Source organism: Pseudomonas sp. GP01-A4 (assembly GCF_058780865.1).
Genome location: NZ_JBYSWF010000008.1, coordinates 125,550 through 140,495, shown reverse-complemented (window position 1 = coordinate 140,495; position 14,946 = coordinate 125,550). Strand labels below are relative to the sequence as shown.

15 protein-coding genes are annotated in these 14,946 nt (G+C 61.7%); 8 read left to right on the top strand and 7 right to left on the bottom strand.

The window, feature by feature from the left end; all coding sequences use genetic code 11:
* On the bottom strand, nt 1–1,406 hold a 1,406-nt coding region (locus AC3WKX_RS08095; RefSeq protein WP_102651326.1), incomplete at its 3' end, for a purine-cytosine permease family protein.
* Between the two features lie 251 nt (nt 1,407–1,657).
* Here AC3WKX_RS08095 and AC3WKX_RS08090 point away from each other — a divergent pair.
* Nucleotides 1,658–2,569 carry a LysR substrate-binding domain-containing protein gene (locus AC3WKX_RS08090; protein ID WP_003210159.1) on the top strand — a complete coding sequence of 304 codons (912 nt, stop codon included), beginning with the start codon at nt 1,658–1,660 and terminating at the stop codon, nt 2,567–2,569.
* Between the two features lie 118 nt (nt 2,570–2,687).
* On the opposite strand, the gene argE is transcribed toward AC3WKX_RS08090, so the two are convergent.
* The 4 genes from argE to AC3WKX_RS08070 are packed head-to-tail and all read right to left on the bottom strand — an operon-like array spanning nt 2,688 to nt 6,290.
* Nucleotides 2,688–3,833 (bottom strand): acetylornithine deacetylase, encoded by a 1,146-nt coding sequence (gene argE / locus AC3WKX_RS08085; protein WP_102606138.1) that lies wholly within the window; start codon nt 3,831–3,833, stop codon nt 2,688–2,690.
* The gene (locus tag AC3WKX_RS08080; protein ID WP_003207324.1) at nt 3,830–4,507 is read right to left on the bottom strand and encodes a DUF1028 domain-containing protein; all 678 of its coding nucleotides are present in this window, start codon (nt 4,505–4,507) and stop codon (nt 3,830–3,832) included. The genes argE and AC3WKX_RS08080 overlap by 4 nt, the downstream gene beginning before the upstream one ends.
* Nucleotides 4,508–4,523: 16 nt before the next feature.
* Complete coding sequence (locus AC3WKX_RS08075) at nt 4,524–4,934, bottom strand: RidA family protein (RefSeq protein WP_003207327.1); 411 nt, start codon at nt 4,932–4,934, stop codon at nt 4,524–4,526.
* Nucleotides 4,935–4,958: 24 nt separating this feature from the next.
* On the bottom strand, nt 4,959–6,290 hold the full coding sequence (locus AC3WKX_RS08070) for a flavin-containing monooxygenase (RefSeq protein WP_371858919.1): 1,332 nt from the start codon (nt 6,288–6,290) through the stop codon (nt 4,959–4,961).
* Nucleotides 6,291–6,443: 153 nt separating this feature from the next.
* Between AC3WKX_RS08070 and AC3WKX_RS08065 the strand changes: the two genes are divergently transcribed.
* The 6 genes from AC3WKX_RS08065 (at nt 6,444) to AC3WKX_RS08040 (ending at nt 12,760) form a co-directional block, all read left to right on the top strand.
* Nucleotides 6,444–7,283, top strand: a complete 840-nt coding sequence (locus AC3WKX_RS08065) for a helix-turn-helix domain-containing protein (protein WP_102606148.1) — start codon at nt 6,444–6,446, stop codon at nt 7,281–7,283.
* 46 nt (nt 7,284–7,329) lie between these two features.
* Nucleotides 7,330–8,712, top strand: a complete 1,383-nt coding sequence (locus tag AC3WKX_RS08060) for an aspartate aminotransferase family protein (protein ID WP_102606140.1) — start codon at nt 7,330–7,332, stop codon at nt 8,710–8,712.
* Nucleotides 8,713–8,831: 119 nt separating this feature from the next.
* Nucleotides 8,832–10,211 (top strand): APC family permease, encoded by a 1,380-nt coding sequence (locus AC3WKX_RS08055; protein ID WP_023658770.1) that lies wholly within the window; start codon nt 8,832–8,834, stop codon nt 10,209–10,211.
* Nucleotides 10,212–10,250: 39 nt separating this feature from the next.
* Complete coding sequence (locus AC3WKX_RS08050; protein WP_102606141.1) at nt 10,251–11,741, top strand: aldehyde dehydrogenase; 1,491 nt, start codon at nt 10,251–10,253, stop codon at nt 11,739–11,741.
* Between the two features lie 27 nt (nt 11,742–11,768).
* The gene (locus AC3WKX_RS08045) at nt 11,769–12,266 is read left to right on the top strand and encodes a GNAT family N-acetyltransferase (RefSeq protein ID WP_219736773.1); all 498 of its coding nucleotides are present in this window, start codon (nt 11,769–11,771) and stop codon (nt 12,264–12,266) included.
* Nucleotides 12,267–12,283: 17 nt separating this feature from the next.
* Nucleotides 12,284–12,760 (top strand): GNAT family N-acetyltransferase, encoded by a 477-nt coding sequence (locus AC3WKX_RS08040; RefSeq protein ID WP_102606143.1) that lies wholly within the window; start codon nt 12,284–12,286, stop codon nt 12,758–12,760.
* A gap of 162 nt (nt 12,761–12,922) precedes the next feature.
* Here AC3WKX_RS08040 and AC3WKX_RS08035 read toward each other — a convergent pair whose 3' ends face one another.
* Nucleotides 12,923–13,411 carry an HIT family protein gene (locus AC3WKX_RS08035; RefSeq protein ID WP_003207341.1) on the bottom strand — a complete coding sequence of 163 codons (489 nt, stop codon included), beginning with the start codon at nt 13,409–13,411 and terminating at the stop codon, nt 12,923–12,925.
* A gap of 141 nt (nt 13,412–13,552) precedes the next feature.
* Between AC3WKX_RS08035 and AC3WKX_RS08030 the strand changes: the two genes are divergently transcribed.
* Nucleotides 13,553–13,882 carry a DHCW motif cupin fold protein gene (locus AC3WKX_RS08030; protein ID WP_003207343.1) on the top strand — a complete coding sequence of 110 codons (330 nt, stop codon included), beginning with the start codon at nt 13,553–13,555 and terminating at the stop codon, nt 13,880–13,882.
* Between the two features lie 4 nt (nt 13,883–13,886).
* Here AC3WKX_RS08030 and curA read toward each other — a convergent pair whose 3' ends face one another.
* A complete protein-coding gene (gene curA / locus AC3WKX_RS08025; protein ID WP_102606144.1) occupies nt 13,887–14,912 on the bottom strand; it encodes an NADPH-dependent curcumin/dihydrocurcumin reductase in 1,026 nt (341 codons plus the stop codon).
* Nucleotides 14,913–14,946 lie beyond the last annotated feature (34 nt).

The window sequence follows — 14,946 nt, the reverse complement described above, 5'->3', positions numbered from 1 at the left end:
CCCACCAACTTCCCCCCCTCCAACCGACGCTTATACGCACTGTCCCGACTCGCCAACCAGAAATACAACGGCGACGTCACCACCAACCCCACCAACCAGGACAAATCCGCCCCGTTGATATGCGCCGAAATCGGCCCGACATACAGCGGCGTATTCATAAACGGAATCTGCACCACAATCCCCACCGCATAGGCCACCAGCGCCTGGGGGTTGTACCGGCCATAAATCCCGCCATCCACGCGAAAGATCGAACCGATGTCGTACTTGCCCTTATGGATCGCATAGAAGTCGATCAGGTTGATCGCCGTCCACGGCACCAGTACCACCAACAACACCAGCACCATGTCCACGAAGTGCCCGATAAAATCCTTCGACGCAAACACCGCCGCAATCGAGCACGCCGCCAGCACCAGCACCGAGATCACGGCACGCGACTTGGCGGTCGGGATCCAGCGGTAGGCAAAGGTCTGTACCAGGGTGATCAATGACAGCACGGCGCCGTACAGGTTAAGTGCGTTGTGGCTGATCACGCTGAGCAGGAACAGCAACAGCATCAGCGGGCCAATGGAGCCGGTCGCCAGTTTGACCGCGTCCATGGTGTCCATGCCCACCGGCGTAGCCAGTACCGCAACCGCACCAAAGATGAACGACAGGCTGGAACCGAGCACGGTGCCCAGATAGGTGGTCCAGAAGGTCGACGCCACCGGCACATCCGCCGGCAGGTAGCGTGAGTAGTCAGACACATACGGCGCAAACGCGATTTGCCACAGCGCGGCCAGCGACACGGTGGCCAGCCAGCCGGAGATGTTGAAGTTACCGCGCGTCAGGAAGTCGGCCGTCTGCACATGGGTGAAGATGTAGCCAAAACCCAGCACGATGCCCGCGCCCAGCACCCAGGTACCGATGCGGTTGAGGACGTGGATGAAGCGGTAGCCGATGATGCCGATGATCCCGGAGCCGATGGCGCCGATGACGATGCCTACCGGTACCGGGATCACGTCGACGACGCCGTGCAGGGATTTGCCCGCCAATACGATGTTGGAGGCGAAGAAGCCGATGTACATCACGCCGGCGATCACCACCACCAGCAGTGCGCCAAGGGAGCCGAACTGGGCGCGGCTCTGGATCATTTGCGGGATGCCCATCTGCGGGCCCTGGGCCGAGTGCAGCGCCATCAGCACGCCGCCGACGAGGTGGCCGACGAGGATGGCGATGATGCCCCACACCAGGTTAAGGCCGAACAGTTGCACGGCCAGCGCGCCGGTGACGATGGGCAACGGCGCGATGTTGCCGCCGAACCACAGGGTGAACAGGTCTCTTACCTTTCCGTGGCGATCTTCCGGGGGCACGTATCCAATCGTGTGTTTTTCGATAAGCGGGGCGGAGGATGTTGCAGTGGTAACCATGACGAGCTCCAAGGCAAGGTGAGTACGTTGACGTACTTCGCTGGGCGGCGCGTGTGCGTCGCTTTTGTTGTTGGAGTGATCATGTGCAATGGTCACAGGGAGGTAAATTAGTAAGTTTGTTGCTATAGACCTTAAAAATAATATCTCGCGGGGTTTTTTGCTCCGGTATGTTGCATGCACTTGAATCAGTGTGAAAAAGCCGATTTTCACGCACTTGTTTGGGGCGAAATCCCACGTTTATGGAGGTCCCGATGGCTGCCTATAACCTGCGCCAGCTCAGATATTTTGTAACCACGGCCGAGTGCGGCAGCGTGGCAGAGGCCTCGCGCAAGCTCTATATCGCGCAACCGTCGGTGTCGACGGCCATCAAGCAGTTGGAAGACAGCTTCGGTGTGCAGCTGTTTATCCGCCATCATGCCCAAGGGGTGTCACTGACGCCGAGCGGTGCGCGGTTCTATCGCAAGGCCCTGGAGCTGCTGCGGGTGGCCCATGAGTTTGAGCAGAACGCCCTGGCAGACAATGACGTGGTGGCGGGGCAGATCGATATCGGTTGCTTCGAAACCGTGGCACCGCTGTATTTGCCGCGCTTGATTGCCGGTTTCCGGGAGCGTTGGCCGGGGGTGGAAATCCGTCTGCGCGATGGCGAACAACAGGAACTGGTGCAGGCGCTGACGGCCGGCAGTATCGATGTGGCGATGCTGTTTGAGCATGACCTGGGCAGCGCCATCGAGACCACGCCGCTGATGCCGCCGCAGCAACCCTATGCGTTGCTGCCGGCGGATCACCGGTTTGCGCAACAGGCCAAGGTGTCGTTGGCGGACTTGGTGCTGGAACCGATGATTTTGCTGGATGTGCTGCCGAGCCGGACGTACTTCGTGAGCATCTTTGAAGAGCGTGGGCTGACGCCGAATATTGTCTTCAGTTCGCCGTCGATCGAGATGGTGCGCGGGATGGTGGGGCGCGGGTTCGGGTTTTCGATCCTGGTGACCAAGCCGTTTTCGCCGTATTCCTATGACGGGCAGAAGCTGGTGTGCGTGCCGTTGGCGGAGACGGTGACGGGGTCGGGGTTGTCGGCGGTGTGGTTGCGGCGGGCGCCGTTGACCAAGCCGGTGCAGTTGTTTGTGGAGTATTGCCGGGAAGAGCTGGCGCGGTTGTTAGGTTAGACACAGAACTAAAAATGTGGGAGCGGGCTTGCTCGCGAAAGCGGTGGATCAGTCAATACATCGGGTGACTGTCACACCGCATTCGCGAGCAAGCCCGCTCCCACATTTGGCCCGCGTTTCAGGCGCGAATCGAGTCGAGCATGCGCAACAACATGGCATCGCAAGCCTTCAGTTGCGCAACACTCACAAACTCATCCGGCTTATGCCCCTGGTCCATGCTCCCAGGCCCGCACACCACCGTCGGAATGCCCGCCGCATCAAACAACCCACCCTCGGTCCCGAACGCCACGGTGCCAAATTCCCGCGAGCCGCAAAACGCCGCAATCAGCTCCGCCGCCTGGCTGCGCTGGTCGGTGGCCAGCCCCGGGTACGCCGACAACTCACTGAAGCGAATCGCACTCTGCCGGCTCACCGCCTGCATCCGCGGCAACACCTGCTGCATCGCATAGGCTTGCAGCTCCTCGGCCACTTCACCGGGGTCCATCGAGGGCAGGGCGCGCACTTCAAAGTCAAAACGGCAATCGGCAGGCACGATATTCAACGCCTTGCCCCCGGAGATCACCCCGGTTTGCACGGTGCTGAACGGCGGGTCAAAGCGCTCGTCCTGATGCACCTTGAGCCGCTGGCCGATTCGCCCCAGCTCACCAATCAACTCGGCCGCATACTCGATCGCATTCACGCCCTGGGGCGCATACGCCGAATGGCAGGCCTCGCCATGCACTTCACAGCGCATGGCGAGCTTGCCTTTATGGCCCAGCACCGGCTTCAACTCGGTGGGCTCGCCGATAATGCACAGCAGTGGTTTCACCGGCCATTGTTCCAGCACCTTGAGCAACGAACGCACCCCAAGGCAGCCGACTTCCTCGTCGTAGGACAGGGCGATGTGCACCGGCATGCGCAAGTCTGCGCTTGCCAAGGCCGGCACCAGCGCCAGTACACAGGCGATGTAGCCCTTCATGTCCGCCGTGCCCCGGCCAAACAGCTTGCCGTCGCGTTCGGTCAACTCAAACGGCGGCAACGTCCACGGCTGGCCATCCACCGGCACCACATCGGTGTGCCCTGACAGCACAATCCCGGGCACATTCGCCGGGCCGAGGGTGGCGAACAGATTGGCCTTGCTGCGCTCATCGTTGTAGATCAACTCGCAAGGCACGCCGAACCCTGCCAGGTAATCGCGCACGAACTCGATCAGCTTCAGGTTGGATTCGCGGCTGGTGGTATCAAACCCCACCAGCGCCTGCAGCAGTTCCCGGCTGGTGCTCATCGGTCGTCTCCGGCCACGCCGTAGCCAGGGGAGCGGTCCGGGGCGAGGGCGCGGTCGATGTAGTCCTGCACCTGTGGACGGTAGGCGTCCCAGAGCTTTTGCAGCTCGGCGATCGGCTGCTCGTCGGCCCAATCCACCCGCAGGTTGATGATCGGCCAGGTCAGCTCGCCCACCACCACCAGCGCGGCGGAATGCACCGGCCCGGCTTCGCCCCCGGCGGCAATGGCTGCATGCATCGCGGCCAGCAGGCGGTCTGCCAGTTGGCCTTCGCCTTGCTCGAAGGCCTTGACCATCGCCTCGATCACCGCGCGGTCGGCGAGCATATTGCCGGCGGCCACGCACTGTTCGCCCGACACCGCATTGTGGGTGCCAAGGGTTTCGTTGCCGCTGAAATGCACCGTGCGCCCGAGGTGATCAATCGCCGTCAGTTGCCGGTATTGGCTGTAGCCGTTGCGGGTCAGGGCCTTGTCTACGGCATCGGCAGGGGCAAGGCCTTGCTCCAATAGATCGAGTACGTCCGGGCCCAGGGCGGGCAGGGTGATGTTCTGGGTCGAGACCGCACCCACGCCGGGCCGCAGCCATGGGCAGCGGGCGCCCACGGCGATGCTCGATGAGCTGATGGCAATGCCCATCTGGCCGGTTTCCGCGCAGCGGGCGACGATTGAAAAGGTCATGTCGTGCCTCCTTGGGTTACTCGGGAATGACTGCAATCACGTCGATTTCCATCAGCCACTGTGGCTGGCCCAGGGCCGAAACCACCAACCCGGTGGAGATCGGGAACACGCCTTTTAGCCACTTGCCGACTTCCTGGTACACCGGCTCGCGGTAGCGCGGGTCGATCAGGTAGGTGGTGGTCTTGACGATGTGGCTCAGGTCGCTGCCGGCCTCTTCCAGCAGTTGCTTGACGTTTTTCATTGCCTGTTCGGCTTGCGCGCGCGGGTCGCCAAGGCCGATCAGGTTGCCGTCGAAATCGGTGCCCACCTGGCCCCGTACATACACCGTGTTGCCGGCGCGTACGGCCTGGCACAGGTCATTGTCCAGGCTCTGGTTAGGGTAGGTTTCCTTGGTGTTGAACATGCGGATGCGAGTGTGAGTAGGCATCAAAAAAACTCCAGAAAAAAGTGATCAGGCGCTGACAGGTGAGGTGTGAACAACCGGTGCCGGTTCGCGGTACTCAAGGTATTGGCGCTGGATGGCGATATGGTCGGCCACGTACTTGGCGTCATGCCACACGCCCCAGATAAACGACGAGCCCCGGCGCGACTGCCATGGCAAACCGAGGAAGTAGATGCCTGACTCGCTGGCTACGCCGCGCTGGTGCTGCGGCTTGCCGGCGGCGTCAAATGCATCGACCTTCAGCCAGCTGTAATCCACGGCAAAGCCGGTGGCCCAGATGATTGAAGTGATACCGGCCTTGGCCAGGTTCAGTTCCAGGATCGGCTGCTTGATGCACTCGGCATCGGGAAATACGCGACGCGCTTCGGGCTCTGGCGGCAGGTCGAGGCCGTTACGCTCGATATAGGCATCCGCCGCATCCAGCAGGGCCAGGTAGTTCTCATCGCCGCGGGCCAGGTTTTCCACCAGGTTGGGCTGGAAGCTCGCAACGCTGCCGTTGAAGGATTGGGTCAGGCCGACCAGGGTCATGCCTTGTTGGGCCAGCTCGCGGAAGTCGATGGTCTTGCCGCCGTGGGCGCCGCTCACCGCAATGGTCACGTGCTCGCGGCCGGGTTTCATCGCGGCCTGGTCCCACTCACCCAACACGCCCAGCCACCAGCAGAAATCGCGGTTGCGATAGGCACGCGGTGGGCGGTCGTGAGCACCCACCGACAGGTACACCTGGCGCCCGGAGCGTTGCAGTTCGTCGGCGATCTGCACCCCGGAGGAACCCGCCCCCACCACCAGCACCGCGCCGGCCGGCAGTTGCGCGGGGTTGCGGTAGTCGGCGGAGTGGATCTGGTGCAGCGCGCTGTCTTGAGGGGCAATCGCCGGAATCACCGGCTTCTGGAACGGCCCGGTGGCCGCCACCACGCGGTTGGCTTCGATCACGCCTTCGCTGGTGTGGATGGTGAAGCCGGGGCGACCGATATTGCGCACCACCGAGGTCACGTCGACGCCGGTACGAATCGGTGCATTGAACTTGCGTGCATAGGCTTCGAAGTAGTCCGCCACACGCTCTTTCGGCGCAAAGCCATCGGGGGCGACGTTATCGAAGGCCAGGCCCGGAAAACGGTCATGCCAGGCCGGGCCGTTGGCGACCAGCGAATCCCAGCGGCCGGTGCGCCAGCGCTCGGCGATACGGCTGCGCTCCAGCACCAGGTGCGGCACGCCTTGCTTGCTCAGGTGCTCGCTCATGGCGACGCCAGCCTGACCGGCTCCCACCACCAGCGTGTCTGTTTTTGTTATTGCTTGAGTCATGTGTCTGTCCTTGCGTAATGCAGTTGGATTCAGCTTGGGCATGGCTTCAAGGCTAGGGGGAGGGCGGTTTTTAATAAAATATTATTAAGCTGGGAAGTGAGCATAAATATCGGATGCAGGCTCACCCTATCGGGTGATTTCGAGGATGGAGCGGGTGTGCAACCATCCTTGCAGTTCTTTCAGCGAGTGTTTGAAGTGGAAAACGACCGGCTTTCTTCTGCGCAATGGTTCGAACAGATGGCCCGGGTGACCGACAGCATCGGGCAGCCGGGGTTCGCCGCGACCTTGTTCGAGGCTCTCGGTTATCTCCAGCCGATCCAGGCCACCACGCTGTATTTCTACCCGCGCGGCGGCATGCCCAGTGCGCTGTTCGAGCTGGACGGGCCATGGTTGCCACAAGGCAATGTGCGCCAGTACCTGTCGGGGTTTTATCTGCTCGACCCGTTTTACGGGGCCTGTGTGGAGGGCGTCAGCTCCGGGTGTTACGAGCTGGCCGAGGTCGCCCCCGATCACTTCGAGCTCAGCGAATACTTCCAGTCGTTTTACCGCCACTCGCATCTGGAGGATGAGCTGAACTACATCCTGCAGTCGAGCAACGGCTCGAGCCTGGCGGTGTCGCTGGCCTTTACGCAAAAGCTCGACGCCACCATCACCGGCCAATTCAAACGCATCGCGCCGTGGGTGCTGGCGGTGCTGGGCAAGCATTTCGTTGGCCTGGATGCCCAGGGGGCGCGATTCGAAAACCTGCTGGAGCAGCGCATTCACTCGGCGCTGAACAACTTCGGCTCGTCGATATTGACCGAGCGGGAATGCCGGATCGCCCAACTGATCCTGCGCGGGCATTCCACCCGTTCGCTGGCCGAACGCCTCGACGTCTCGGAAGACACCATCAAGTCCCACCGCAAACACATCTACACCAAGCTCGATATCGGCGCGCAATCGGAATTGTTTGCCCTGTTTATCGATTCGCTGGCCGAAGCCCAGGGAGTGCTGAGCAAAGACCCCCTTGAAAGCTACATGAGCAAGCACCGCTGAGCGGCGTTGCTCGCCCTTGCGTCACTACTAATAAGAGAGAAATACCATGAACGTACCCGCCCAACTGAACCGCCTGACCGAGGACTACCAGAAGTCGGATGCGGCCCACCACATCCATGCATTTGTCGATCAAAAAGCGCTGAATGCCGAAGGCCCGCGGGTGATGGTGCGCGGTGAGGGCCTTTACCTGTGGGACAGCGAAGGCAAGCGTTACCTGGACGGCATGTCGGGCCTGTGGTGCACCCAGCTGGGTTACGGTCGCAGGGACTTGACCGCTGCCGCTGCCGCCCAGATGGACCAGTTGGCGTACTACAACATGTTCTTCCACACCACCCACCCGGCGGTGATCGAGCTGTCGGAGTTGCTCTTCAGCCTGTTGCCGGGCCACTACAGCCACGTGATCTACACCAACTCCGGCTCCGAGGCCAACGAAGTATTGATCCGTACCGTGCGCCGTTACTGGCAAGTGGTCGGCCAACCGCAGAAAAAAATCATGATCGGGCGCTGGAATGGTTATCACGGCTCCACGCTGGCGGCGTCTGCCCTGGGCGGCATGAAGTTCATGCACGAGATGGGCGGCCTGATTCCCGACGTGGCACACATTGACGAACCCTACTGGTACGCCCATGGCGGCGAGCTGACGCCTGCCGAGTTCGGCCGCCGCTGCGCCTTGCAGCTGGAAGAGAAAATCCTCGAGCTGGGCGCTGAAAACGTCGCCGGGTTTATCGCCGAGCCGTTCCAGGGCGCGGGCGGCATGATCTTCCCGCCGGAAAGCTACTGGCCCGAGATCCAGCGCATTTGCCGGCAATACGATGTGCTGCTGTGTGCCGATGAGGTGATTGGTGGCTTTGGCCGTACCGGCGAATGGTTCGCCCATCAACACTTCGGTTTCGAGCCCGACACCCTGTCCATCGCCAAGGGCTTGACCTCCGGTTACCTGCCGATGGGTGGCCTGGTGCTGAGCAAGCGCGTGGCCGATGCGCTGGTGGAGCGCGGCGGCGTGTTTGCCCACGGGCTGACCTATTCCGGGCACCCCGTGGCGGCGGCGGTGGCGCTGGCCAACCTCAAGGCGCTGCGGGACGAAGGCATCGTGCGCCTGGTGAAGAACGACACCGGACCGTACCTGCAAAAAATCCTCCATGAAGTGTTTGGCAATCACCCGATGATCGGCGAGATCCAGGGCACGGGCCTGCTCGCGGCCTTGCAGTTCGCCGAAGTCAAGAGCACCCGCAAGCGCTTCGAGAACGAAAACGACCTGGCCTGGCGGTGCCGCACGTTTGGTTTCGAAGAGGGCGTAATCATTCGCTCGACGCTGGGCCGCATGATCATGGCGCCGGCACTGGTGGCCACGCGCACTGAGCTGGACGAGCTGGTTGAAAAGACCCGCATCGCCGTGGATCGCACCGCACGGATCGCGGGAAAACTCTGAAGTGACCAGCGCGCCACCCCAGGCGAGGGGTGGTGCGCAACCTCCATCAGGCAACGCTGAACGGCATCGATGCCATCGAATGCCTCGACGCCCTGCACCCCCATTTCCAGGAGTCACCCATGAATACAATAACAAACGTGACCGATACACCCGCTCATCAATCCTCACCCAAAGCCGCCTCGTCCCGCCGCTTCCGTCAGCCGCTGGGTCTTATCGGGCTGGTGTTGTTCGGCCTGGCGTACATGGTGCCGCTGGCGGTGTTTACCACCTACGGGCTGGTGACCCAAATGACCAAGGGCCACTTGCCGACCGCCTACATGCTGACCCTCGCCGCCATGCTGCTGACGGCCTACAGCTATGGGCGCATGGTCCAGGCGCATCCCTATTCGGGCTCGGTCTACTCCTACACCCGCAAGGCGTTTGGCGCTTACTTCGGCTTCATCGCCGGGTGGACCCTGTTGCTGGACTACATCTTCCTGCCGTTGCTCAGCTATTTGCTGATCGGCATCTACATGTCCGAGTATTTTCCCGGGGTGCCGACCGCCGTGTGGGTGCTCGGCTCGATTGCCCTGGTGACCACGCTGAACCTGGTGGGCATCGAGTCCATCACCCGGGTCAACTGGATACTCATCGTCGCTCAGTTGGTGTTCATCGTGGTGTTCGTGGCGTTGTCGGTGCACACCCTCAGCGAGCAGTCCGCACCCGTGTCGCTGCTGGCGCCATTCCACCATGAAGGCTTCAGCGCGCCGCTGATCATGGCGGGCGCCGCGGTGCTGTGCCTGTCGTTTCTTGGCTTCGATGCGGTGTCGACCATGGCCGAGGAAACCCCCAACCCACGCCGCACCATCCCGTTGGCGATCATGGTGGTGTCGCTGTTCGGCGGACTGCTGTTCCTGCTGGTTTCGTATTTCGCGCAAATGGTGTTCCCGCAATGGAACAGCTTCGTCGACCCGGATGCCGCCTCGGTGGATGTGATGCGCCGGGTGGGCGGCGAACTGCTGGTGACCGCCTTTACCGCAACCTATGTCGCCGGTTGCTTCGCCTCGGCGATGGTCTCCCAGGCCAGCGTGTCGCGGGTGCTGTTCGCCATGGGCCGTGACGGCGCGCTGCCCCGCGTGCTCGGCAAGCTGGTGACGAAAAAGCGCGTGCCCGCCACGGCCATCGTGCTGGTCAGCCTGTTCTCGCTGATTGCCTTGTTCATCACGCTGGATACCGTCGCCAACATGATCAGCTTCGGTGCGCTGTTTGCGTTCTCGGCGGTGAACCTGGCGGTGATCAAGCACTACCTGGTCGACCAGAAGTTGCGCGGCACCAGGAACTACTTGCTGTACGCGGTTGTGCCGGCGCTTGGGTTCCTCAGCACGATCTGGCTGTGGAGCAGCCTTTCCAGCCTGTCGTTCACCATCGGCCTGTGCTGGATGGGGCTTGGGCTCCTGTGCCTGCTGGGCATCACGCGGGGGCTGCGCGTGAAGATGCCGGAACTGCAGATCGCCGAGTGAACCCTTCGTCTATCCATCGCCATTCATTGGGAGTACAACGTGTTCGACCTTAACTACTGGCAACAGCGTGTTGCCCGCCAGACGTTCATCAACACCGCCCTGATCGGTGGCCGCTCAGTGAATGCGGCATCCGGGGCGACCTTCGATGCCATTAACCCTGCGACCCAGCAGTTGCTGTCGCGGCTTGCAGCCTGCGGTGACGCAGAAGTCGACCTGGCCGTGCGCAGCGCACGCCAGGCCTTCGAGACCGGCCCCTGGCGACGGATGCCGCCGGTGGAGCGCAAGAAAATTTTGATCAGGCTCTCCGAATTACTGATGACCCACCGCGAGGAACTGGCGCTGCTCGATTCGCTGAACATGGGCAAGCCGGTGATGGACGCCTACAACGTTGACGTGCCCGGCGCCGCCAATGTGTTTGCCTGGTACGGCGAAGCCCTCGACAAGCTCTACGATCAAGTCGCGCCCACCGCTCACAACGCGTTGGCAACCATCACGCGTGAAGCACTGGGGGTGATCGCGGCGGTGGTGCCGTGGAACTTCCCGCTCGACATGGCCGCCTGGAAACTCGCGCCGGCGTTGGCGGCCGGTAACAGCGTGGTCTTGAAACCTGCCGAGCAGTCGCCGTTTTCTGCCCTGCGCCTGGCCCAGCTTGCCCTGGAAGCCGGTGTCCCGGAAGGTGTGTTGAATGTGGTGCCCGGCCTCGGCGAAAGTGCCGGCAAGGCCCTGGGGCTGCACCCCGACGTGGATTGCCTGGTGTTCACCGGCTCCACTCAGGTGGGCAAATACTTCATGCAGTATTCCGCCCAGTCCAACCTGAAACAGGTGTGGCTGGAGTGTGGCGGCAAGAGCCCGAACCTGGTGTTTGAGGACTGCCAGGACCTTGACCTTGCGGCGGAGAAGGCCGCCTTCGGCATCTTTTTCAACCAGGGCGAAGTGTGTTCGGCCAACTCCCGTCTCTACGTGCAACGCTCCATCCATGACGAATTCGTCGAGCGCCTGATCGCCAAGTCGCGCGCCTGGATGCCGGGTGATCCGCTGGACCCCGGCAGTGCGGCCGGGGCCATCGTCGACAGTCAGCAAACCGCACGCATCATGCACGCCATCAGCCAGGCCCAGGGGGAGGGCGCCAGGCTGTTGTGCGGTGGCGAACAGTTGGCCATCAATGGCTCCTCCAACTTCATCCAGCCAACCATTTTTGCCGACGTGACCCGCGACATGGCCCTGTCCCGTGATGAAGTGTTCGGCCCGGTGCTTGCCGTCAGCGCTTTCGACACGGAAGAGCAGGCGATACAGCAGGCCAACGACAGCCTCTACGGCCTGGCGGCCTCGGTCTGGAGTGATGACCTCAACCGTGCGCACCGTGTGGCCCGTGCCCTGAATGCCGGGACGGTGTCGGTCAACACCATCGACGCCCTGGATGTGGCGGTGCCGTTCGGTGGTGGCAAGCAATCCGGGTTCGGGCGTGATTTGTCGCTGCACGCTTTTGACAAGTACACGCAGCTGAAAACCACCTGGTTTCAGCTGCGTTGACTCAAGCGGTTATCCGGTCGTGTATTTATGCGTGCGCGACCGGCACAACTACAGGCAAAATCAGTGCGAACTCAGAGGGCTTTGAACACCATGGTCACTATTCGCGTAATGAGCACTGCCGACTACGACGCCGTGCTCGAACTGATGCAAAAAACGCCTGGCATCTCCCTGCGCGATGCCGACTCCCGCGAGGCCACTGAGCGTTACCTGGAGCGCAATCCAGGCATGAGTTTCGTCGCCGAGGTCGACGGGGGGCTGGTTGGGTGCGTGATGTGCGGGCACGATGGCCGGCGCGGGTATTTGCAGCACTTGCTGGTGCTGCCCGCGTATCGGCGCCAGGGTATTGCGAACGCGTTGGTTGAGCGCTGCCTCACCCGCCTGGCGCAATTGGGCATCCGCAAATGCCACCTGGATGTGTTCAAGTCCAACGACAGCGCTGCCCGTTATTGGCAGGGCCAGGGCTGGCAGCTGAGGACCGATATTGATCGCTATTCGTTTACCCGACCGGGTGACGAGAACGCCTGACGTCCATGGAGGGACAGATGCTCGAGATACGACGCGCCACGCTGGAAGATGCACAGGCAGCCTTCGACATTCGCCTGTTGGCCATACGCAGCCAATGCATCGGCGCCTATACGTCCGAGCAGATGATGTTGTGGACGCAAGGCGCAGCCAAGGACGGTTACGACACGCTGATGGACAAGCATTTTTACCTGGGATGTGTCGACGGTGAGCCGGTCGCTACCGGCATGCTGGATCTGGCGAACAACGAAATCGGTGCGTTGTTTGTGCTGCCCGGGTTTACCGGACGCGGGATTGGCAAGCAGATATTGGTATATCTGGAGGCGTTGGCGCGGGAGTTGGGGATTAAGGAAGTGATCCTGGACGCGACGTTGAACGCGGCGGATTTTTATCGGCGGTGTGGGTATGTGGGCGATGAGCAGGCGATCTACCACTCGCCATCGGGGTTGCAGTTGGCCTGTATTCCTATGCGTAAACACCTGCGCCGTTTGCGCTGACACGGAAAAACTGTGGTGAGGGCGCTTGCTGTGGCGAGGGAGCTTACTCCCGCTGGGTCGCGAAGCGGCCCCAATAAAGCCAGCGCAATCTGACTGAAAGAACTCGCTGACCATCTTGGGGCTGCTGCGCAGCCCAGCGGGAGCAAGCTCCCTCGCCACAGGTCATGTGTCGTCCTGGGTATTGAACTCCGTACGCAAACACCTGATCACCTCGCTCACCGAAGCTCCTTGAACCACCGGCGGCGTAGGGCTCTCACCAAACTCCCGCCAGATAAAAAGCGTCAGCTCCGCACCGTCGGTAGCCTTCTGCTGCGTCCCGAAATTCTGCAACACCCGATAGCGCTCATCCTGCCAGAACAGCGCTTCAACCCATCCATACACCGGTATGAAATGAAAGTGCAGCGGGAAGCCCGGCATATGCCCGAACCGGCTGATGTAAAGCCACTTGGGCTTCAACTGAGCCTCCATGACCCGCTGGGTTTTGGCCAGCAACCCACCCAGCTCCGCGAGCGCCGCATCGGGCATCTCGGCCAGTGAGTCAACCGGCGCCTTGGCACCCAGCATCAGGTAGCCCGGCAGTGCGGATGACAGGTGATGATTGAGCAGCCAGTGCTCGGTCTCATGCACAACAAAGGATGGATCGATCTTCATCGACGGGCTTCCATGCGAAGAGGCTTGGCAGGATACCAAGAGTCATCGCCCTGTATCCCGCAAATGCAGCGGATCTGTCTCTATCGCGGCATTCACCTTATAGATACGGTTCATCCATACCTATTCAATGCCGAGAAAACCATGGACCTGACCGCAATCCCCTTTGGCACCACCGACTGGTCGACCCTCGAGCCGGTGATGCATCCCGGCGAAACCGGCAGTGCGTATTGGCGCACCTGCCAGTTCGGTTCAACCCGCGTGCGCATGGTCGAATACAGCGCCGGTTACCTGGCTGATCACTGGTGTTGGCGCGGGCATATCCTGCTGTGCCTGGAAGGTGAGCTGCACACCGAGCTGGAGGATGGCCGGCAGTTCACGCTGACTGCCGGGATGAGTTATCAGGTGGGCAATGACATGGAGGGGCATCGGTCATCGACTACCGTCGGGGCGAAGTTGTTCGTGGTGGATTGAGGCGTCAAGCCAGTCGCACAATCAACTTGCCGAAGTTGCGCCCCTCCAGCAGCCCGATAAACGCCTCAGGCGCTTGCTCCAGGCCCTCGACAATGTCATCGCGCCACTTCAGCTTGCCCTGATCAATCCACTGCGCGGCTTCCTGCAAGAAGTCGTCCTGCTGCTCGTCAACAAACTCGGTCTGGATAAAGCCGCGCACTGTGAGGCTCTTGGCGAGGATGTCGTGCATAGTCGCCGGCAGTCGGTCGACCTGTTGCCCAGGCACCGAGCGGTCGTTGTAATGGGCGATCAGCCCACATACGGGTATCCGCGCAAAGTCATTGAGCAGCGGCCTCACGGCATCCCAAACCGCCCCCGAGACATTTTCGAAGTAAACGTCAATTCCATTGGGGCAGGCTTCGGCCAACTGCTGGGCAAAATCCGCTGCGCGATGGTCGATGACGGCATCAAACCCGAGTTCATTTTTCACGAATGCGCATTTCTCCGGCCCACCCGCGATACCCACCGCGCGTGCGCCCTTGATGCGGGCGATCTGGCCGACCACCGAGCCCACTGCGCCACTCGCCGCCGCCACTACCACGGTGTCACCGGGCTTGGGTTGGCCGATAGTGAGCAACCCCGAGTACGCGGTGAACCCCGGCATTCCAAGAACTCCCAGCGCTGTGCTGGGGTGGGCTATGCCCGGATCCAGAAGCCGCAGATCGAGGCCGTCCGAGAGCGCAAATCGCTGCCAGCCGGCATAGGCAAGCACGATGTCGCCCTCTTGCCACAACGGGTTTCGTGAATGTTTGATCCGCGCGACCGTGCCGCCCACCATCACCTCGCCGATGCCCACTGGCTCGGCATAGGATTTGGCCGCACTCATGCGCCAGCGCATGTAGGGGTCGAGGGACAGATAGAGGTTTTCCAGCAACACTTCGCCTTCGGCAGGCTCGGGAATCGCGCTGTACTCCACGCGAAAATCGCTGGGTTGCGGGCGCCCGTCGGGGCGGGCGGCCAGTACGATGCGTTGGTTCTGGAGCTGGGTCATGAGGCTCTTCCTGGTTGATAACGTTCCAGCAGGG